Here is a 20,151-nt window from a genome sequence, read left to right on the forward strand (position 1 = left end):
CAATGTTGGAAGCGAACTCCGCGACCGAACCGGTCCAGACTCCAGTGGGGGTCTGGACCGGTTCTGTTACCCACGACAATCAGACCGACCCCTACGTCATCTCCTTCGCGCCTGACGGGACGATCGCGCTGCGCACCCCCGTCACCGTGGGCGTCGGCACCTGGGCCGCCGGGGAGCCGGGCCGGTTCACCTACGAACTGACAGAGACGTTCACCCCGGTGAGCGGCCACGCGGGAGAAGTACGGGCGCATGTCGACGCCCATCTCAAGAACAACACCACGCACACCGGCACCGGAAGCGCCAAGATCTACACCCCCGACGGCACGCTGGTGCACACCACCACGGCCGAGTCCGCGGGCGAACGGATCGCCGACGAACCCGCCCCCTGGCACGACCTCGTAAGCCTGGGCACGCCGATGCGCGGACGCACCCTCCACCGGGGGGACGAGGGGTTCGAGGAGGCCGGTTCCGGTTGGCTGCTCACGGTCGAGCACCGTCCCGCCGCCATCGTGGTCGCCGCCGACGCCGACGACGTATCCGCCGCCGTCCGGTTCGCCGCCGCGCGCAAGCTGCCGATCGCGGTGGAGTCGACCGGGCACGGCAGGTCGGTGCCCGCCGACGGAGCGGTGTTCATCGCGACCGAGGAACTGCGGGAACTGTCGGTCGATCCGCAGGCCCGCACCGCTCGGATCGGGGCGGGGCTGCGGTGGGACGAGGTGATCAGCGCCGCCGCCGACCACGGCCTCGCACCGCTGTGCGGCTCGTCCGAACAGGTCGGGGTGATGGGCTACCTGACCGGGGGCGGGCTGCCGCTGACCTGCCGCACGCACGGTTTCGCCGCCGACCACGTCCGCTCCCTCGATGTCGTCACGGCGGACGGCAGCGTCCGCACCGTCTCGCCGACCCAGGAACACGACCTGTTCTGGGCAGTGCGGGGCGGCGGCAGCAACTTCGGCGTGGTCACGTCCGCCGAGATCGACCTGGTGCCGCTGTCGAGCGTCTATGCGGGCGAACTCTGCTACGCGGGCGAGGACCCCGCGCAGGCGGCGCTGGTGGTGCGGTCCTATCTGGTCTGGGCCAAGGAGCAACCGGACGAGATGTCGTCGTCGGTGACGCTGGTTCGTCTCCCGGACGTCCCAGAGCAGCCCGACGAGGTGCGCGGCCGGTCACTCGTGCAGGTGCACATCGTCTACACCGGCGACGAGACGCACGGCGCCCGGCTAGTGGAACCGCTCCGCGCCCTGGCCCCCGAGACCGACACCGTCGCCGCGACCCCGTACCGGCAGATCACCGAGTTGCACCACGACCCGAAGCACCCGGTCAGGGTGCACTTTCGCAGCGCGCTGCTGGACGAGCCGTCCGACGTCGCGGTCAAGGCGCTGGTCTCGTTCATCGACCCGGCGTCGGCGCCCGAAGGGCTGTTCCCCGGTATCGAGCTGCGGCACCTGGGCGGGGCGCTGAGCCGTCCACCCGCACGCCCCCACGCGGTGGACGCCAGGGACGCGGCGTTCCTCCTCTGGGTGCGGGTGCCGCTCCCGGACGGTGAGACGGCCCCGGCGCGCGGCCTCGCGGACGACGTCCTGGACCGGCTGCGCCCGTGGGACACCGGCGCCCTGCTGCCCGGATTCCTGTTCGACCACGACTCCGACCCCGAGCGGGTTCGGCGCGCCTACTCGGAGTCGGACCACCGGCGGCTGACGGAGCTGAAGGCCGAGTACGACCCGCACAACCTGTTCCGCGTCAACCACAACATCCGACCCGTCGGCGACGGGGCGTGAAAGGGGCACAGCGTGTCACTCTCAACTGAGACCGAGGCGGCGATGATCGAGGTCGCCAAGCTGGCCGGGGCGCAGGCCGCGCAGGCCGACGCCGAGCGCCGGGTCAGCCCGGAGGTGATCCGGGCGATGGTGGACGCCGGGTTCGTCCGGTGGCGGGTGCCGTCCCGGTGGGGCGGGGCCGAGCGCAGCCACGCGGAGCTGACCACGGCGGTGGCGAAGCTGGCCGAGGAGTGCCCCTCGACGGCGTGGCTCGCGAGCGTCGCCGCCTACTCCGCCCGGTACGTCTGCTGCCTTCCGGAGCCGGGTCAGGCCGACATCTGGGCGGACGGCCCCGACACGGCGGCGGCGATCGTCTTCAAGCCGCTCGGCACGGTCGTCCCGGTGGACGGCGGGTACCGCCTCACCGGGTCCTGGACCTACGTCAGCGGCGTCGACCACTTCGACTGGGCGCTGCTGACCGGCCCCGCGCCCGGCCCGCAAGCGAAGGGCCAGCCGATGCGACTGTTCGCCATCCCGCGCGAGGACTACACGTACGAGGACACGTGGTCGTCCCTCGGCATGCGGGGCACCGGCAGCCACACGCTCGTCCTGGACGACGTGTTCGTGCCCGAGCACCGCACCTGCCTGCGCGAGGACGCGATGCGCGGCGAGCTGGTGGGCCTGCCGGGGTACACCAAGCTGTCGAACCCGGCCGTGAGCGGGCTGATGTTCGTCAGCCCCGTCCTCGGTGCCGCGCGGGGCGCGCTCGCGCTCGCGGCGGAGCTGGTGGCGGTCGCCCCGACCGGCCCCCGGGCCGCGGCGGGCCAGGCGTACCAGGTGGACTTCGCCCGGTCCGCCGCCGAGATCGACGCGGCCGAGTTGCTGCTGCAACGGGCCGCCGCCGTCGCGGACGGCGACGTCGTGACGACGGACCTCGCGAACCGCAACCGCAGGGACTGCGCGCTCGCGCTCCAGATCCTGGTCGGCGCGACCGACCGGCTGCTGCGGATCGGCGGCACCCGGGCGCAGGACGTCGGGCACCCGCTCGGCCGGTACTGGCGGGACGTCCGCTCGGTCGCCAGCCACGCGGTCATGCAGTTCGAGCCCGCCGGACTCGCCTACACCCTCGGCCTCCAGGGCATCGCCGGACCGTCCTGAAGGGACAACAATGATCTTGGTAACCGGAGCCACCGGGCATGTCGGCCGCCCGCTGGTGGACGAGCTGCTCGCGGCCGGTCAGAAGGTGCGGGCGCTCAGCCGCGACCCGGCCTCGGCCGACCTGCCCGCCGAGGTGGAGGTGGCCGCCACCGCCGACCTGCCGCTGGACGGCGTCACCTCCGTCTTCCTCGTCACGGCCGCGTTCCCGGGCGGAGCCGCCGAGCCGATCGCGCGGATGAGGGAGGCGGGGGTCCGCCGGATCGTCGCCCTGTCGTCCTACTCGGTCCTCGACGAGGACCCCAAGAACATGATCGGCGTGAAGCACCGGGAGCTGGAGCGCCAGATCGTGGACGCCGGGGTGGAGTGGACGTTCCCGCGTCCGGCCGGAGGGTTCGCGGCGACCGCGCTGGAATGGGCCGAGCAGATCAGGACCGACGGCCTGGCCCGTTCGCCCTTCAGGGACGCGCAGACCGCCCCCGTCCATGAGCGCGACATCGCGGCGGTGGCGGCCCGCGCGCTGCTGACCGACGACCTCGTGGGCGAGACGCCGCTGTTCAGCGGGCCGGAGTCGCTCAGCTACGGCGACCGGGCGCGGATCATCGGCGAGGTGACCGGCGAGCCGGTCCGCTTCGTGGAGCTGACCCACGACGAGGCGCGGCTGGAGTGGCTCCACGCCGGAATCCCCCCGCACGCCGTCGAGGCGCGGCTGCGGATGTTCGCGAAGCTGGTCGGCCGCCCGCACGAGCTCTCGCCGGTCGCCCCCTTCCTGGGGAGGCCGGGGCTGACCTTCGCCCAGTGGGTGTCCGACCACGCCAACGCATTCCGAAAGGTGACGTCATGATTCTGGTATCCGGTGCCACGGGCAACGTCGGCGGCGAACTCCTGCGGCACCTGCGCGCCGAGGGCGTCGCCGTCCGGGCCCTCACCCGTGACCCGGCGCGCGCCGCGCTCCCCGCCGACGTCGACGTCGACGTGGTCAAGGGCGACTTCGGCTCGCCGCAGTCACTGGCCAAGCCGTTCTCCGGTGTGGACGCGGTCTTCCTCATGAGGTCCGGGAACGAGACCGCCGTGCTTGAGGAGGCGGCCGCCGCGGGGGTGCGACGAGTCGTGCTGCTGTCGACGCTCGCCGTGGAGAGCCGTCCGGAATCCCTGATCGGCCGGATGCACCGTGACGCCGAGCAGGCCATCGAGAAGTCCGGGCTGGAATGGACGTTCCTGCGTCCCGGACAGTTCGCGACCAACACCCGGGCCTGGAAAGCCCAGCTCGCGGTGGGCGACGTGGTGCGCACGCCGTTCGCGCGGGTGGCACTGCCCACCATCCACCCCGGCGACATCGCGACGGTGGCCCACGTCGCCCTCACCGAGGACGGGCACGCGGGCGAGTCCTACACGCTCACCGGCCCCGAGCCGATCACGCCCGTCCACCAGGTGGAGACGATCGGCCGGGCGATCGGCCGGACACTGCGCCACGAGGAGATCACCGCCGAGAGCGCCGAGCGGGAGATGAGCGCGCACATGCCCGCCGAGATCGTGGCCGCCACCCTGGAGTTCATCGGCAGCCCGAACGAGATGGAGACCCGGGTCGTGCCCGCGGTCGAGACGGTGACGGGGAAGCCCGCGAGGACGTTCGCGGAATGGGCGCGCGACAACGCCGACCTGTTCCGCTGACGTCCGGGAGACGGCTGACGTCCAGAACACGGCTGACATCCACAAGCCGGGAGGGGGCGCTCGACAGTGCTGACCCAGCGCAGTTTCCGCGACGTACTGGGATGCTTCAGCACCGGAGTGGTGCTGGTGACGGCGGAGTCGGACGGGCGGCCGGTCGGCATGGCGGTGAACTCCTTCACCTCCGTGTCGCTGGACCCGCCGCTCGTCGCGTTCTGCGCCGCGCTGACCTCGACCACGTGGCCGTCCATCCGCGCCACGGGCGGTTTCGCGATCACGATCCTCAGCGACGCGCAGGAAGAGGTCTGCCGGACGTTCTCGGCCCGCGACACGGACCGTTTCGCGGGCCGCGACTGGGCCCGCACTCCCGCCGGGCGCCCCGTGACGGCGGACGGACTCGGCTGGTTGGACTGCCGGATCAGGACCGTCCAGGTCGAAGGCGACCACGAACTGGTGATCGCCGACGCCCTGGACTGGTCCATGGGCGCGGACGGAAGGCCCCTGGTCTTCCATTCCGGCCGTTACTCCAGCCTCGCCGAACGATGACATGGAGGTGTCCGTGTGTTCCTCGTGACCGGGGCGACCGGCAACGTCGGTCGCCATGTCGTTGACCGACTGCTCGCCTCTGGCGCGTCCGTCCGCGCGCTGACCCGTGACCCCTCGGCGGCCCGCCTGCCGTCCGGCGCCGAGGCGGTGGGCACCGGAGATCCGCGGGGACGGCGTGGTGCGCGGGCCGTTCGCCGAACTCGAAATGGCACTCGTCCACGAGCGCGACATCGCGGACGTCGCCACCCGCGTGCTCCTCGCAGACGGCCACGCGAACAGGCACGCGGGCGCACGCTACGTCCTCACCGGACCCGAGGCCCTCACCCAGGCCGAGCAGGCCCGGCGGATCGGCGCGGCCATCGGACGTCCGGTCCGATATGAGGAGGTGCCGCCGGACGTCGCGCGCGAGCGCATGGTCCGGAGCGGGGTCCCGGCCGCCTTCGTGGAGACGAACCTCAGGTTCCAGGCGGGGCTCATCGGTCTGCCCACGGAGGTCTCACCGGCGATCCAGCAGGTCACCGGCCGACCGGCGCGCACGTTCGACGAGTGGGCCGCCGAGCACGCGGCCGACTTCCGGTAGGCGCGGCGGGCATCGGCCCGTGCCCGCCTCCAACACACGACAACTCCCCCTGCAAGCAGTCTCATGCGGAACAAGAGAGGTGCACCCGTGACGGATGTGGTGATCGCCGGTGCCGGCCCGACCGGGTTGATGCTCGCCTGCGAGCTGCGGCTCGCCGGAGTGGACGTGCTGATCCTGGAACGACTCGCGGAACGGACCGGCGAGTCGCGGGCGGGCGGCCTGCACGCCCGGAGCGTGGAACTCTTCGACCAGCGCGGAATCGTGGACCGCTTCCTCGCCGAGGGCCGGAAGGGGCCGTTCGCGCACTTCTCCTTCCTCCCGCTCGACATCTCGGACCTCCCGACGAGATATCCGCACGCGCTCGCCATCCACCAGTCGCAGGTCGAACGGCTCCTGGAGGAGCGCGCGTTGGAGCTGGGCGTCCGGCTGCGCTGGTCCGCCGAGGTGACCGGCCTGTCCCAGGACGAGACCGGTGTCGAGGTGGAGTTCACCGGGGACGCGGGCACCGAACGGCTACGAACCCGCTACCTGGTGGGTTGTGACGGCGGTCGCAGCGCCGTCCGCAAGCTGGCCGGTATCGACTTCCCCGGCACCCCGGCGACGGTGACGGCGCTGATGGGCGACGTCACGCTCGCCGACCCGCCCGCCGGGATCGTGTTCGGCGCCGAGGGCCGCCGCGACAACGGCTCCTTCATGATCTTCGACGCCGACCAGCCCGGCATGCACCGGGTGATCACCATGGAGTTCGACAAGGTCACGAGCCGGGACGCCACGGTCACCCTGGACACGCTGCGCGAAGCCTGCGTCACGATCGCCGGTACCGACTTCGGCATGCACAGCCCGCACTGGCTCAGCAGCTTCAGCGACGCGGCCCGGCAGGCCGACCGGTACCGCGAGGGCCGGGTCCTGGTGGCCGGGGACGCCGCGCACATCCATTTCCCGTCCAGCGGGCAGGGCATGAACCTGGGCCTCCAGGACGCCGTCAACCTGGGCTGGAAACTCGCCGCCGTCGTCCGCGGGCAGGCGCCCGAGGAGACGCTGGACAGCTACCACACCGAACGGCACCTCGCCGCCGACCGCATGCTCGGCAGCACCCGCGCGCAGACCGCCCTCTGGCGCCCGGACGCCCAGACCGAGGCACTCCGCGACGTGTTCAACGCCCTCATCGGCATCGAGGACGTCAACCGCTACCTCGGCGCCGTCTGCACGCAACTCGACCTTCGCTACCCGCTGGGCGTCGGGCATCCGGCCCTAGGCCGCCGGATGCCCGACCTCGACCTCGAGTCAGCGTCTGGGAAGTCGCGGGTCTTCGAGTTGCTGCACGACGCACGGCCCGTCCTCCTCGACTTCACGGGACGACCCGACCTGCGGGCCGCCCTGGACGGCTGGACGGACCGCGTGGACCACGTCGAGGCGGAGGGCCAGGACGACCACTGGACCTACCCGGTGATCGGCGACGCCCCCGCCCCCGATGCGGTCCTGATCCGCCCCGACGGCCATGTCGCCTGGGTCGCCTCGGCCGACCCCACCGCGCACCAGACCGCCGACCTCAGAGCGGCGCTCACCAGGTGGTTCGGCCCCGCCCGCGACCACTGACCTGCTCAGGAACCCTTCACTTTGGAGAATCGCATGTCCACGGATGAACCGACGTCCTCCCCCGCCGTCGCGGAACTGCCCCCGGAGTTCGCCACGCTGATGCGCCTCGCCGACCTGGTGACCCCGATGGCGCTGCGGGTCGCCGCGAACCTGCGGCTCGTCGACCACATCAACGACGGCGCCCACGACCTGGAGTCGCTCGCGAAGGTGACCGACTCCCACAGGGACACCCTCGCCAGGCTGGTCCGCCACCTGGTCGCCGTCGAGGTGCTGGCCGAGTCCGCGCCGAATCACTTCGAGCCCACCGCGCTCGGCGAGCTGCTGGCCCACGACCACCCGGCGACCCAGGTGGGGTGGCTCGACCCGACGCACATGATCGGACGGGCCGACCTGGCGCTCATTCACCTCTTCGAGGCCGTGCACGACGGCGGCGCCGTCTACAAGACGCGATACGGCACTGAATTCTGGGACGACGTGTCGAACGACCCGACCCTCGGCGCCACTTTCTACGACCTGATGGCGCACGGCCAACAGCGAATCTTCAACGAGGCCGTGGAACTGCACGAATGGTCCGAGGTACGGCATATCCTCGATGTGGGCGGCGCCGACGGTGATCTGATCGCGACCGTCCTGGCGAAGCGACCCGAGATCAACGCGACGCTGCTGGAACTCCCCGGACCGGCGGCCCGGGCGCGCGCGAAGTTCGAGAAAGCCGAACTGGCCGACAAGATCACCGTCGTGGACGGCAGCTTCTTCGATCCGCTGCCCACGACCGCCGACCTGATCACGTTGTCGTTCGTTCTGCACAACTGGTCGGACGAGGACGCCGTGCGCATTCTCCGCAATTGCACGGACGCGTTGGAGCCGGACGGCTCCCTGCTCCTCATCGAGTGCGCCGAACAGTCGCCCGCCAAGCCGGACCCGGGATTCACGAGCGGCGACATCCGGATGATGGCCTACTTCGGGGGCCGCGAGCGGACGCACGACCAGTGGCAGGAACTCGCGGACGCCGCGGGTATGCGGATCGTCTCCGTCTCGGACGCCCTCGCCTACGGCGCGCGCGTGCTCACCCTCGTGAAATCATAATGAAAAGTCGCGGACCGTTCTGTGGCCCGCGACCTCACCCGGTCCACCCGTTATTCGAGTGTCTCGGAATCCACCGGAAACGCAGATTTCCGTACGCCGTCACAGCCGCCTTGATGCCTTGACAGAGTTTGATCGAACGTTTCACCTCTGGCTTGACACGGAAAGGTGTCGGTGGCATAGTCCGAACGTCCACAAGATAGGTCCGGATCAGCCGGAACGGACCAACAACTCGTATTAGGAATATTAAGGAGTCACTCTGTGACAGCACCTCTCGGCCGCGCGCCCCTGTCGATCGGGGAGCTCACCGATGAGCAGTACGGGCAGGTCATCAGGCCCGATGACGCCGAGTACGAAACCGCGCGCGCCGTGTACGCGGGCGACGTCGACCGCAGGCCCGCGGTCATCCTGCGTCCAAGGACCGCCGACCAGGTGGCGCGCGTCGTGCGGCTGGCGCGGGAGACCGGGCTCACGCTGGCCGTCCGCAGCGGTGGACACAGCCCGGCCGGGCACGGTGTCTGCGAGGGTGGCGTCGTCCTGGACCTCGCCAACATGAAGGCGCTCGACATCGACGTCGAGGCCCGTACGGCCTGGGCCGAGACCGGCCTCACCGCCGGGGAGTACACCGAAGCCGCCGCGGCGCACGGGCTCGCGACCGGATTCGGCGACGGCACGCAGGTCGGCGTCGGCGGCATCACGCTGGGCGGCGGGATCGGCTACCTGTCCCGCAAGCACGGCATGACCATCGACGACCTGCTGGCCGCCGAGATCGTCACGGCCGACGGCGAACTGCTCCAGGTCGACGAGCACAACCACCCCGACCTGTTCTGGGCCATCCGGGGCGGCGGCGGCAACTTCGGGGTCGTCACCCGCTTCAAGTTCCGGCTGCACGAGCTCGACGGCGTGTACGGCGGGATGCTCATCCTCCCGGTGACGCCCGAGATCATCGAGACGTTCATCGCCGCGGCCGAGGCCGCCCCCGACGAGCTGTCCACGATCGTGAACGTGTGGACGGCGCCGCCGTTCCCGTTCGTGCCCGCCGAGTACCACGGCAAGCCGATCCTGCTCGCGATGATGTGCTACGCCGGTCCCGCCGAGGAGGGCGAGAAGGTCATCGGCCGGTTCCGGGCGATCGCCCCGCCGCTGGCCGACATGGTGCAGGCCATCCCCTACCCCGGGATGTTCCCGCCGGCGGACCCCATGGAGCACCCCATCTCCGTGTCGCACAACCTGTTCGTCGACCGGGTCGACCGCGCGACCGCCGAGACCATCCTGGACCGCGTCTCCACCTCGAACGCGATGCTCGCCGGGGCGCAGATGCGGGTGCTCGGCGGGGCCATGGCGCGGGTGCCGTCCGACGCCACGGCCTTCGCGCACCGGCAGAGCAAGATCATGGTCCTGCTCTCGGCCGTCTACGCCGACCCGGCCGAGGCCGACCAGCACGCCGCCTGGCTGGACGAGTTCATGACCGCCATCCGGCAGTCCGACTCCAACGCCTACGTCAACTTCATCATGGACGTGGGCCACGACCAGGTGCGCGAGGCGGTCTACCCCGGAGCCACGGGCGAACGGCTCGCCCAGATCAAGGCGAAGTACGACCCGACCAACGTGTTCCGCTCCAACCACAACATCGTGCCCGCCACGTCATAAGGGTCCACCGGCCGCGCCGAGCCACGCTCCGGCGGTCGGCCAGGACCGAAAACCGTCGCCCCTGAAGACCCGGCGCTCATCCTCTTCCAGATGACGCGCCAGGGCGACGGCCCAGCCAGTCGAGTGGGGGATGCCGCCTGTCGGCATCCCCCACTTCTGGGTTTCACGCGCGCCACCGCCGTGACCCGCCCCTCCCCGATCCCCCGTGGCCCAGCCCCGCGCCCCCCGCCTGTCCCTGCACGCGCCCGCCTGCTCTTGCGCGCGCCCGCCAACCCTTGCGTGCCCGGCTGCCCGCCGTCCCCCCGTCCCGCCACACCCGTGACACAGCGACCCGTGCGCGCCAGCGAATGCCGCGGGCCCAACTCCTCTGGAGGACGTTCATGACACAGGAATCGACGACCGTGCCCGCCCCGGCGCGCGACGAGGGCCGGGCGGCGGCGATCGACGACCGCGGCTACATCGTCCAGCTCGCGTTCGGGAGCCTGGCGGCGCAGACCGTGCACACGGCCATCGAGCTGGGGGTCATCGAACTGATCGGCGACAGGGAACGCACCGCAGACGCCGTGGCCGTGGACGCCGGTACGGATCCGCAGGCCACGCTCCGGCTGCTGCGCGCCCTGGCCGGTCTTCGTCTCCTCACGGAGACGGCGCCGGGCACCTTCTCGGTGACGTCGGCGGGCACCCTGCTCGACTCGACCAAGCCGGGCGCGATGACGTCCCTGGTCACCTCGTCCGCGTTCATGGAGCGGCTGATGGCTCCGGGCTGGGAGCACCTGCCCGACAGCGTCCGCAGCGGCGACACCTCGTTCGAGAAGGTCTTCGGCAAGGACTTCTTCAGCTACCTCAAGGACAACCCGGAACGCTACGCGGGCTTCAACGAGGCGATGAGCCAGGCGACCCGCGCCACCGCGGCCGTCCTGCCGGGCTCCTTCGACTTCGGCCGCTTCGGCACGGTCGCCGACCTCGGCGGCGGCGACGGGACGCTGCTCGCCGCCGTCCTGCGGGAGCACCCGTCCCTCAAGGGCATCCTCTACGACACCGCCGACGGCCTGGCCCAGGCGCCGGAGACCATGCGGCGCGACGGCCTCACCGACCGCTGCTCGGTGGTGCCGGGCGACTTCTTCGCGTCGGTCCCCGAAGGCGCCGACGTCTACCTGCTCAAGAGCATCCTGCACGACTGGCCGGACGACCGGTGCGTCACGATCCTGCGGCACTGCCGCGACGCGCTTCCGGCGGACGGGCGCGTCCTGATCGTGGAGCCCGTCCTCGCCGAGACCGTCGACGCCCAGTCCGTCGGCCTCTACCTCGGTGACCTCAACATGCTGGTGAACTGGGGCGGCCGGGAACGCACCCGCGCCGAGTTCGACGACGTCTGCCGCCGGGCGGGTCTCGCGATCGCGTCCGTGACCCGGCTCGGCGGCCCCCACGGGTTGTTCTGCCTCATCGAGGCCACGGCCGCCTGACGCGGCCCGAAGCGCGCCTGACGCGCGCCTGACCGCGCGCCGACCAACCGAAAGGACCTCTCGATGAAGGCTCTGGTGCTCGCGGGCGGGTCCGGGACCCGCCTGCGGCCGTTCAGCTACTCGATGCCCAAGCAGCTCATTCCCATCGCGAACACGCCCGTCCTCGTGCACGTGCTGCGGGCCGTCCGGGACCTGGGGGTGACGAAGGTCGGTGTCGTCGTCGGGGACCGTGGGCCCGAGATCGAGGCCGTGCTCGGCGACGGCTCCCGGCTCGGTCTGCGGATCACCTACCTTCACCAGGACGCGCCGCGCGGGCTGGCGCACACCGTGTCCATCGCCCGCGACTTCCTCGGCGAAGACGACTTCGTGATGTACCTGGGCGACAACATGCTGCCCGACGGCGTCACCGGCATCGCCGCCGAGTTCGCGGCGCACCGTCCAGCCGCGCAGGTCGTCGTGTACAAGGTGCCCGACCCCCGTTCCTTCGGGGTCGCCGAACTCGGCCCCGACGGCGAGGTGCTGCGCCTGGTGGAGAAGCCGCGGGAGCCGCGCAGCGACCTGGCGCTGGTCGGCGTGTACTTCTTCACGCCCGCCATCCACGCGGCGGTGGACGCCATCGAGCCCAGTGAACGCGGCGAGCTGGAGATCACCGACGCCGTCCAGTGGCTGGTCTCGTCCGGTGCGGACGTCCGGGCCAGCCAGTACGGCGGCTACTGGAAGGACACCGGGACGGTCGAGGACGTCCTGGCCTGCAACCGTCACCTGCTCGACGGCCTGACCGGGCACGTCGAGGGGCACGTCGACGCGGGCAGCGTCCTCGTCGGCGAGGTCGTGGTCGAGGCGGGGGCGCGCGTCCTACGGTCCCGGATCGAGGGCCCGGCGATCATCGGCGCCGGGACCGTCGTGGAGAGGAGCCGGGTGGGCCCGCACACCTCGTTAGGCCGGGGCTGCCGGGTGACCGGCAGCCGTCTTGAGGGCTCCATCGCGTTGGACGAGGTGTCGGTCACCGGCGTCCGCGACCTGCGCGACTCGCTGATCGGACGCGCCGCGTCCGTCGGCACCACCGGCCGGGGCGCGGACCATCACCGCCTGGTCGTCGGGGACCACGCGCGGGTGGAGGTCGTGGCATGAGGATCCTGGTCACCGGAGCGGCCGGTTTCATCGGCTCCCACTTCGTCCGGAGACTGCTCGCGGACGAGTATCCGGGCTGGGAGGACGCCCAGGTCACAGCCCTGGACAAGCTGACCTACGCGGGCAACCGGAGCAACCTGCCCCCGTCGCACGACCGGCTGGTGTTCGTCCGTGGCGACATCTGCGACCGCGACCTGATGCGGGACCTGGTCCCCGGCCACGACGCCGTCGTCCACTTCGCGGCCGAGACCCACGTCGACCGCTCCCTCCAGGTCGCGGGCGAGTTCTTCCGCACGAACATCCTGGGCACCCAGACCTTGCTGGACGCCGTGCTGGAAAGCGACGTCGAACGGGTCGTGCACGTCTCCACGGACGAGGTGTACGGCTCGATCGCGGAGGGTTCCTGGACGGAGGAGTGGCCGCTGGCGCCCAACTCCCCCTACGCCGCCTCGAAGGCGGGCTCGGACCTGGTCGCCCGCGCGTACTGGCGCACACACGACGTGAACCTGTCCGTTACGCGCTGCTCAAACAACTACGGGCCGTACCAGCATCCCGAGAAGCTCATCCCGCTGTTCGTCACGAACCTTCTGGAGGGACGCGAGGTCCCGCTGTACGGCGACGGGCGCAACGTCCGCGAATGGCTGCACGTGGACGACCACTGCCGGGGCATCCACCTGGTGCTCGACCACGGTCGCCCCGGCGAGATCTACAACATCGGCGGCGGCAACGAGTACACGAACCTCGCCCTGACCGAGAAGCTCCTTCAGCTGACCGGCTCGGGCGAGGAGATGATCCGGAGGGTTCCCGACCGCAAGGGCCACGACCTGCGGTACTCGATCGACGAGTCCAAGATCGGCGAGCAGCTCGGCTACGCGCCGCGCATCGGCTTCGAGGACGGCCTGGCCGAGACCGTCGCCTGGTACCGGGACAACCCGGCCTGGTGGAAGGCCGTCAAGCACGGAGCCAACCATGCGTCCTGATACCGGGCTCTCGGTCGTCGTCCTCGGCGGCACCGGCTTTCTGGGCCGCCACATCCACGCGGCCTTCGCGGCGCGCGGCGCCCGCGTCCACCCGGTGTCCCGCACCGCTCCCCTGTGCCTGGACCTGCTGACCACACCGCCGGACGAACTCGCCAACCTCGTCGAACAAACCGGCGCCGACGTGGTGGTCAACGCGGCGGGCCGAGCCTGGCGGTCAAACGAGAAGGAGATGGCCGCAGGCAACGCCGAACTGGTCGAGCGCCTCATCGCGGCGCTGTCAGGAAACCCGATACGTCTTGTCCAACTAGGCAGCGTCCACGAATACGGAGCAGGCGCGCAGGACGCCGCCACCAGCGAAGACCACGAACCGGCCCCGGTCACCCCCTACGGACGCACCAAACTCCAGGCCACACAGGCCGTCCTTCACGCCACGTCCGAACGGAACGTCGACGGCGTGGTCCTCCGGCTCGCCAACGTCATCGGCCCCGGAGTCCCGGAGGGCAGTCTCTTCGGCCGGGTCGCCGCCGATCTCGCGGAGGCGGCACGCGCCGGGAAGGCCGCCGAGCTGCGGCTCCCACCGCTGCGCGCGGCCCGCGACCTGGTGGACGTGGGCGACGCCGTCACCTCGGTGATCGCCGCCGCCACCGCACCGAGCCATGCCGTCACGGGCCGGGTGATCAATGTGGGCCGCGGCGAGGCGGTCCCGATGCGGGACCTGATCCACCGGATGGTCGCGCTCAGCGGCCTGGAGATCCCGATCGTCGAGGACGCCGAGGGCCCGCCCTCACGCACCGACGTCGCCTGGCAGTGCCTGGACATCGCGCGCGCCGAACGGCTCCTCGGCTGGCGGCCGCGCCGAACGCTCGACGACTCCCTGCGCGATCTGCTCGCACACGTGTTACCGGCGGAGCACCCACCGCTCGGTGTCACGACCAACACACACTGAACGGGGAAGAGGAAGCGCCGTGAGCGACCGTAAGGAACAGGTACTCGACGAGGTCCGCAAGTACCACCAGGAGGTCTCGCAGGAACGGGCCTTCGTCCCCGGCGTCACGGAGATCTGGCCGTCCGGCGCGGTCCTGGACGAGTCGGACCGCACGGCCCTGGTGGAGGCCGCGCTGGAGATGCGCATCGCCGCCGGACGCAGCTCCCGCAAGTTCGAGTCGGCCTTCGCGCGGCGACTGACCCGGCGCAAGGCCCACCTGACCAACTCCGGTTCGTCGGCGAACCTGCTGGCCGTGTCGGCGCTCACCTCGCACACCCTGGAGGACCACAGGCTGCGGCCGGGCGACGAGGTGATCACCGTCGCCGCGGGCTTCCCGACGACGGTCAACCCGATCCTGCAGAACGGCCTCGTCCCCGTCTTCGTGGACGTCGACCTAGCCACCTACAACGCGACGGCCGACCGCGTCGCGGCCGCGATCGGCCCACGGACCCGGGCGATCATCATCGCGCACGCGCTGGGCAACCCGTTCCCCGTCACCGAGATCGCCCAGCTCGCCGAGGACCACGACCTGTTCCTGATCGAGGACAACTGCGACGCGGTCGGCTCGCTGTACGACGGGAAGCTCACCGGTTCCTTCGGCGACATGACCACCGTCAGCTTCTACCCGGCGCACCACCTCACCACGGGCGAGGGCGGCTGCGTCCTGACCTCGAACCTGGCCTTCGCCCGGATCGTGGAGTCACTGCGCGACTGGGGCCGGGACTGTTGGTGCGAGCCCGGCGAGAACGACAAGTGCCTCAAACGCTTCGAATACCAGCTGGGCACCCTGCCCGCCGGATACGACCACAAGTACATTTTCTCCCACGTCGGTTACAACCTGAAGGCGACCGACATCCAGGCGGCCCTGGGCCTGACCCAACTGGCCAAGCTGGACGAATTCATCGACGCCCGAAAGCGCAACTGGCAACGGCTGCGGAATGGCCTGGACGGCGTCCCGGGCCTGGTCCTCCCCGAGGCGACACCCCGCTCCGACCCGAGCTGGTTCGGATTCGTGCTCACGGTGGAGCCCGAGGCGCCGTTCAGCCGCGCCGAACTGGTGGCCTTCCTGGAGAACCGGAAGATCGGCACCCGCCGCCTGTTCGCCGGAAACCTGACCCGGCACCCGGCCTACATCGACCAGCCGCACCGGATCTCGGGCGAACTGACGAACAGCGACATCATCACCAACCACGCCTTCTGGATCGGCGTCTACCCGGCGCTCACCGACGAGATGCTGGACTACGTGACGTCCTCGATCAAGGAGTTCGTCGCCGCACGCGGCTAGGCCACACCCCGGTCATACGGAGTTATCGAATGCCTTCTCCCATCTTGCAGCCGCGCCACGACGCGGAACTGGCCGACCGTTTCGCGTTGTCGGCCGCCACCACTCGGGGCGCGCACCTCAGCACCGGCGACTTCGGCGAATGGCTGGCCGAACGGGGCCGGGCCAATGAATTCCACGTGAAGCGCGTCCCGTTCGCCGACCTGGACGGCTGGTCGTTCGAGGAGGCCACGGGCAACCTCGTCCACCGCAGCGGACGGTTCTTCACCGTCGAGGGCCTGCACGTCACCGAGATGGACGGCCCCTACGGCGACGGCCCCTACGCGGACTGGCACCAGCCGATCATCAAGCAGGCCGAAGTCGGAATCCTCGGCATCCTCGTCAAGGAGTTCGACGGAGTACTACATTTCCTCATGCAGGCGAAAATGGAGCCGGGCAACCGGAACCTGTTGCAGTTGTCGCCGACCGTCCAGGCGACCCGCAGCAACTACACCAAGGCCCACCGCGGCGCCGCCGTGAAGTACCTCGAATACTTCGTAGGCCCCGAACGCGGACGAGTCGTCGCGGACGTCCTGCAATCAGAACACGGCTCGTGGTTCTTCCGAAAGTCCAACCGCAATATGATCGTCGAAGCCACCGGCGACGTGCCTTTGCTGGACGACTTCTGCTGGCTCACCCTCGGCCAGATCAACGAACTCCTCCACCGCGACAACGTGATCAACATGGACGCGCGCACAGTCCTGTCCTGCCCACCGCATACAGACTCCAGCGCGAACGCCCTCATGTCGGACACCCAGCTGCTGTCCTGGATCACCGAGGAACGATCCCGGCACGACGTCCGCATAGAACGGGTCCCGCTCAAGCACCTCCCCGGCTGGAAGACCGGCGAAAGCGCGATCGAACACGAGGCGGGCCGCTACTTCAAGGTGGTCGGAGTGGACGTCGTCGCGGGCAACCGCGAGGTCACCGGCTGGTCCCAGCCCCTGTTCGAGCCGGTCGGCCTGGGCGTCACCGCCTTCCTGACCCACGAGTTCGACGGCGTCCCCCACGCCCTGGTGAGCGCCCGAGTCGAGGCCGGATTCCTCGACACCATCGAGCTGGGCCCCACCGTCCAGTGCGTCCCGGGGAACTACGCCCACCTGGACAAAAGGGACCAGCCGCCATTCCTGGACACAGCACTACAGGCTGACCGCATCCGCTATGAGGCCGTCCACTCAGAGGAAGGCGGCCGCTTCCTCAACGCCGAAAGCCGCTACCTGGTGATCGAGGCCGACGAAATCGACCCCCCACCCGGCTACGCCTGGCTGACCCTGGCCCAACTCGCCTCCCTAGTCCGACACGGCCACTACGTCAACGTCCAGGCCCGCACCCTGATGGCCTGCCTCAACGCCATCGGACTTCGATGAAACCACCGATCCGCCTCGGCGTCATCGGCTGCGCGGACATCGCGTTACGCCGAATGCTCCCGGCTTTCGCCGCCGCCCCGGAGATCGACCTCGTAGCCGTCGCCAGCCGCACACCAGCCAAGGCAAGCTCAACCGCAGCCCATTTCGACTGCCGCGCAGTAACAGGCTACAAGGAACTCCTGAACCAACCCGAAATAGAAGCCGTCTACATTCCGCTGCCCGCCGCCCTCCACTCCGAATGGATCGAGACCGCCCTCACCGCCGGAAAGCACGTCCTAGCAGAAAAGCCCCTCACCACAGACCCACGCCAAACCAAGCAACTCCTGAACCTGGCCCGAAATCAAGGCCTAACCCTGATGGAGAACGTCATGTTCATCCATCACCCCCAACACACCAAGGTCCAACAACTAGTAACCGAGGGCGCGATCGGCGAACTCCGGGCATTCCACTCGGCATTCACCATCCCACCCCCCGCCGACGGCGACATCCGCTACAACCCAGACCTAGGCGGCGGCGCGCTACTGGACATCGGCTACTACCCCCTACGCGCCGCCCTCCACTTCCTAGGACCCGAACTCGAAGTCGTAGCCGCGCACCTGACAACAAGACGTGATCACCGCGTCGAAACCTCCGGCGCCGCACTCCTACGCGCCCCTGAAGGCGTAACCGCCCAGATCACCTTCGGCATGGAGAACGCCTACGTCTCCCGCTACGAACTCTGGGGAAGCAAGGGCCGAATCTCAGTAGACCGGGCCTTCACGCTACCCGCGGACTTCACCCCCGCAATCGAACTTAACCAGGGCACCCTTACCGACCGCATCACTCTCGAAGCCGCCGACCAGGTGACCGCCACAGTCTCCGCCTTCGTCGCCGAAATACGCGCCGCCACGCCTCCCGCCGACACCATCTCGCGACAGGCCGCGCTGCTGGACGAACTGCGTCGCCGATCGTCCTGACCCACATATTTGATCGGCTCCCAGATCTCCTGATTTCCGACGCAGATTCACAGATCGATGACCGGTAATCCGTCGGCGGTCCCGGGCGTATGCCCGACAGTATCGATCTCTCCAGGAACACCGGAGAAAAGCAAATGACAAAGATCGACCACCCCACAACGAACAAGCCGGTGGTGGCCCCCACGGCACCCCAGACCACCACCGCACGCGACCTCGGGTTGCTCGCACTGCGCGTGGTCTTCGGACTACTGCTGGCCGGACACGGCACGCAGAAGCTGTTCGGCTGGTTCGACGGCTTCGGCCTCGACAAGACCGGAGCCCTGTTCGCCCTCTCCGGGTACGAGCCCGGCAAGCTGTTCGCCGTCGTCGCGGGCCTCAGCGAGATGACCGGCGGCCTGCTCATCGCGGCGGGCCTGCTCACCCCGCTCGCCGCCGCCATCATGCTCGGCACCATGATCAACGCGATCTCCGAGACCTGGAAGGGCGGCCTCCTCACCGCCACCGGCTGGGAGCCCGCACTGCTCTACGCCACCGTCGCCACCACGATGGCCTTCACCGGCCCGGGCCGCTTCTCCCTCGACGCCGGACGCCCGTGGCAGCGCGAGGGCCTGCCCTGGGCGGCGGGCAGCGTCGTCCTCGCCACATGTGCGGCCCTGGTCCCCCTCCTCATCAAGTGGATCTAGAAGACCTCGGAACCGGCCCGGGCCCACACGGACTGACACCCGGTGGGCCCGGGGCCCCGTCGAACATCGAGCCCGCAACACGCGACGTCCGGCATGGCAGGATCAACAGGCGATCACGGCTCGAATCAGAATGATCCGCTGGAGGTGTGAGTGTCCGAGACCGGCGCCGAGCCCATGGAGTCGGGAACGTCCACACGGCCGCGCCCGAACCCGTGGCGTGCCCCGTTCACCGGCAAGCACAAGGTGCTGCGCGGCGGCCGCTGGTCCGACCTACCCGACCCCGGCTGGAACATCACCGCCCCACCCGCGCTGGCCTCCCACGCCGACGGAAAGCTGCATGCGGTGTTCGCCAACGACGGCCACCTGCACCACGCCACCTGGCGCGAGCCGGGCGGCTGGAGCACCCCAACCAGAATCACGGCCGATAACCAACCAGTACGCACCTGGCGCAGACCGGCCGTCGCCTCCCACAACGGCCTTCTGCAACTGGCCTACTGCGACCCTACAGACCTGATGCTCCGCTGGGCCCACCTGACCCCCGACGGCCAATGGCGAACGTCCAAACGCAAGGGCCTCCCCGCCACCGAACTCGACCTAACAGTCGACGACGGTGGAACACTGTGGCTGCTGGAACTCCACAACGACAGCACCGCGAGCCTGAACGAATACCTCCCCGACGCGGACCGCTACGAAGCCCGCGTCGTCCCCGCCCGCCACATCGACACGATCAACACGTCCGCCCTGGTCAGCCTGGACGACCACCTCCTACTGGCCACCCCCCGTCGCGGCGGAGCGATCCGCACCCTGTACTTCAACGGCTCCGGCTACACACCCGTCTCCGAGCTGGGCAACGAAGCCCTGAACACCCCCGCCGGTCTGGCGATGCGAACGCACAAAGGCCGACTCCACCTGGTCATTCCAGGACGCGAAGGCGGCCTGTGCTGGGTCCAGGGCGCGTTCTCGACCGCAGGAACAGGCTTCCGCGCAATCGTCTGGGGCCCACCCCAACACGTCCCCGCCGCAACCTCCCACCCCTCCCTAAGCGAACACGACGGCGACCTACACCTCGCCTACCTCCAAAGCACCCAATAACCCCACCACCAACCAACAGGGCTCACCCCAACCACCCAACTTGGAACGATCCAACAGCCCGCTACAGACCGCCGCCTCAACGACCAAGCCCGCCGAGACCATCTCCCCGACCTCGACGGGCCCGCGATCACGAAACCG

At 69.8% G+C, this 20,151-nt stretch carries 18 protein-coding genes and 1 pseudogene; all 19 read left to right on the top strand.

The annotated features are described in order from the left end of the window. Positions 1–2 precede the first annotated feature (2 nt). The 19 genes and pseudogenes from ABD808_RS07945 (at position 3) to ABD808_RS08035 (ending at position 20,013) form a co-directional block, all read left to right on the top strand. Positions 3–1,778 (top strand): FAD-binding oxidoreductase, encoded by a 1,776-nt coding sequence (locus tag ABD808_RS07945; protein ID WP_344892124.1) that lies wholly within the window; start codon positions 3–5, stop codon positions 1,776–1,778. A 12-nt stretch (positions 1,779–1,790) separates the two neighbouring features. Then, positions 1,791–2,915, top strand: coding sequence for an acyl-CoA dehydrogenase family protein (locus ABD808_RS07950; RefSeq protein WP_344892127.1), 1,125 nt, complete (start codon positions 1,791–1,793; stop codon positions 2,913–2,915). Between the two features lie 10 nt (positions 2,916–2,925). Beyond that, positions 2,926–3,756: an NAD(P)H-binding protein gene (locus ABD808_RS07955; protein ID WP_344892130.1), complete on the top strand. Its 831-nt coding sequence runs from the start codon at positions 2,926–2,928 to the stop codon at positions 3,754–3,756. Beyond that, positions 3,753–4,583, top strand: coding sequence for an SDR family oxidoreductase (locus ABD808_RS07960; protein ID WP_344892133.1), 831 nt, complete (start codon positions 3,753–3,755; stop codon positions 4,581–4,583). Before ABD808_RS07955 ends, ABD808_RS07960 begins: the two co-directional genes overlap by 4 nt. A 66-nt stretch (positions 4,584–4,649) precedes the next feature. Continuing rightward, positions 4,650–5,126 (top strand): flavin reductase family protein, encoded by a 477-nt coding sequence (locus ABD808_RS07965; RefSeq protein WP_344892136.1) that lies wholly within the window; start codon positions 4,650–4,652, stop codon positions 5,124–5,126. A 24-nt stretch (positions 5,127–5,150) separates the two neighbouring features. Continuing rightward, positions 5,151–5,219 (top strand): annotated as a pseudogene (locus ABD808_RS07970) (hypothetical protein); the annotation flags it as partial. A gap of 85 nt (positions 5,220–5,304) precedes the next feature. After that, positions 5,305–5,706, top strand: a complete 402-nt coding sequence (locus tag ABD808_RS07975; RefSeq protein ID WP_344892919.1) for a Rossmann-fold NAD(P)-binding domain-containing protein — start codon at positions 5,305–5,307, stop codon at positions 5,704–5,706. An 87-nt stretch (positions 5,707–5,793) separates the two neighbouring features. Beyond that, complete coding sequence (locus tag ABD808_RS07980) at positions 5,794–7,302, top strand: FAD-dependent monooxygenase (RefSeq protein WP_344892139.1); 1,509 nt, start codon at positions 5,794–5,796, stop codon at positions 7,300–7,302. A gap of 33 nt (positions 7,303–7,335) precedes the next feature. Continuing rightward, complete coding sequence (locus tag ABD808_RS07985; protein ID WP_344892142.1) at positions 7,336–8,388, top strand: methyltransferase; 1,053 nt, start codon at positions 7,336–7,338, stop codon at positions 8,386–8,388. Between the two features lie 258 nt (positions 8,389–8,646). After that, positions 8,647–10,035, top strand: a complete 1,389-nt coding sequence (locus ABD808_RS07990; protein WP_344892145.1) for an FAD-binding oxidoreductase — start codon at positions 8,647–8,649, stop codon at positions 10,033–10,035. Positions 10,036–10,415: 380 nt separating this feature from the next. After that, complete coding sequence (locus ABD808_RS07995) at positions 10,416–11,498, top strand: methyltransferase (protein WP_344892148.1); 1,083 nt, start codon at positions 10,416–10,418, stop codon at positions 11,496–11,498. 63 nt (positions 11,499–11,561) lie between these two features. Then, positions 11,562–12,629 (top strand): glucose-1-phosphate thymidylyltransferase, encoded by a 1,068-nt coding sequence (locus ABD808_RS08000; RefSeq protein ID WP_344892151.1) that lies wholly within the window; start codon positions 11,562–11,564, stop codon positions 12,627–12,629. Continuing rightward, positions 12,626–13,609, top strand: a complete 984-nt coding sequence (gene rfbB, locus ABD808_RS08005) for a dTDP-glucose 4,6-dehydratase (RefSeq protein WP_344892154.1) — start codon at positions 12,626–12,628, stop codon at positions 13,607–13,609. Before ABD808_RS08000 ends, rfbB begins: the two co-directional genes overlap by 4 nt. After that, on the top strand, positions 13,599–14,555 hold the full coding sequence (locus ABD808_RS08010) for an NAD-dependent epimerase/dehydratase family protein (protein WP_344892157.1): 957 nt from the start codon (positions 13,599–13,601) through the stop codon (positions 14,553–14,555). The genes rfbB and ABD808_RS08010 overlap by 11 nt, the downstream gene beginning before the upstream one ends. A gap of 19 nt (positions 14,556–14,574) precedes the next feature. Next, complete coding sequence (gene rfbH / locus ABD808_RS08015) at positions 14,575–15,879, top strand: lipopolysaccharide biosynthesis protein RfbH (protein WP_344892160.1); 1,305 nt, start codon at positions 14,575–14,577, stop codon at positions 15,877–15,879. A 29-nt stretch (positions 15,880–15,908) separates the two neighbouring features. Then, entirely contained in the window at positions 15,909–17,282 is a 1,374-nt protein-coding gene (locus tag ABD808_RS08020; protein WP_344892163.1) for an NDP-hexose 2,3-dehydratase family protein, read from the top strand. Continuing rightward, complete coding sequence (locus ABD808_RS08025; protein ID WP_344892166.1) at positions 17,279–18,238, top strand: Gfo/Idh/MocA family protein; 960 nt, start codon at positions 17,279–17,281, stop codon at positions 18,236–18,238. The genes ABD808_RS08020 and ABD808_RS08025 overlap by 4 nt, the downstream gene beginning before the upstream one ends. 134 nt (positions 18,239–18,372) lie before the next feature. After that, positions 18,373–18,921, top strand: a complete 549-nt coding sequence (locus ABD808_RS08030; protein ID WP_344892169.1) for a DoxX family protein — start codon at positions 18,373–18,375, stop codon at positions 18,919–18,921. A 150-nt stretch (positions 18,922–19,071) separates the two neighbouring features. Continuing rightward, entirely contained in the window at positions 19,072–20,013 is a 942-nt protein-coding gene (locus ABD808_RS08035) for a PLL family lectin (protein ID WP_344892172.1), read from the top strand. Positions 20,014–20,151 lie beyond the last annotated feature (138 nt).

It is taken from the genome of Actinomadura meridiana (assembly GCF_039537545.1).
Taxonomy (GTDB): Bacteria; Actinomycetota; Actinomycetes; order Streptosporangiales; family Streptosporangiaceae; genus Spirillospora; species Spirillospora meridiana.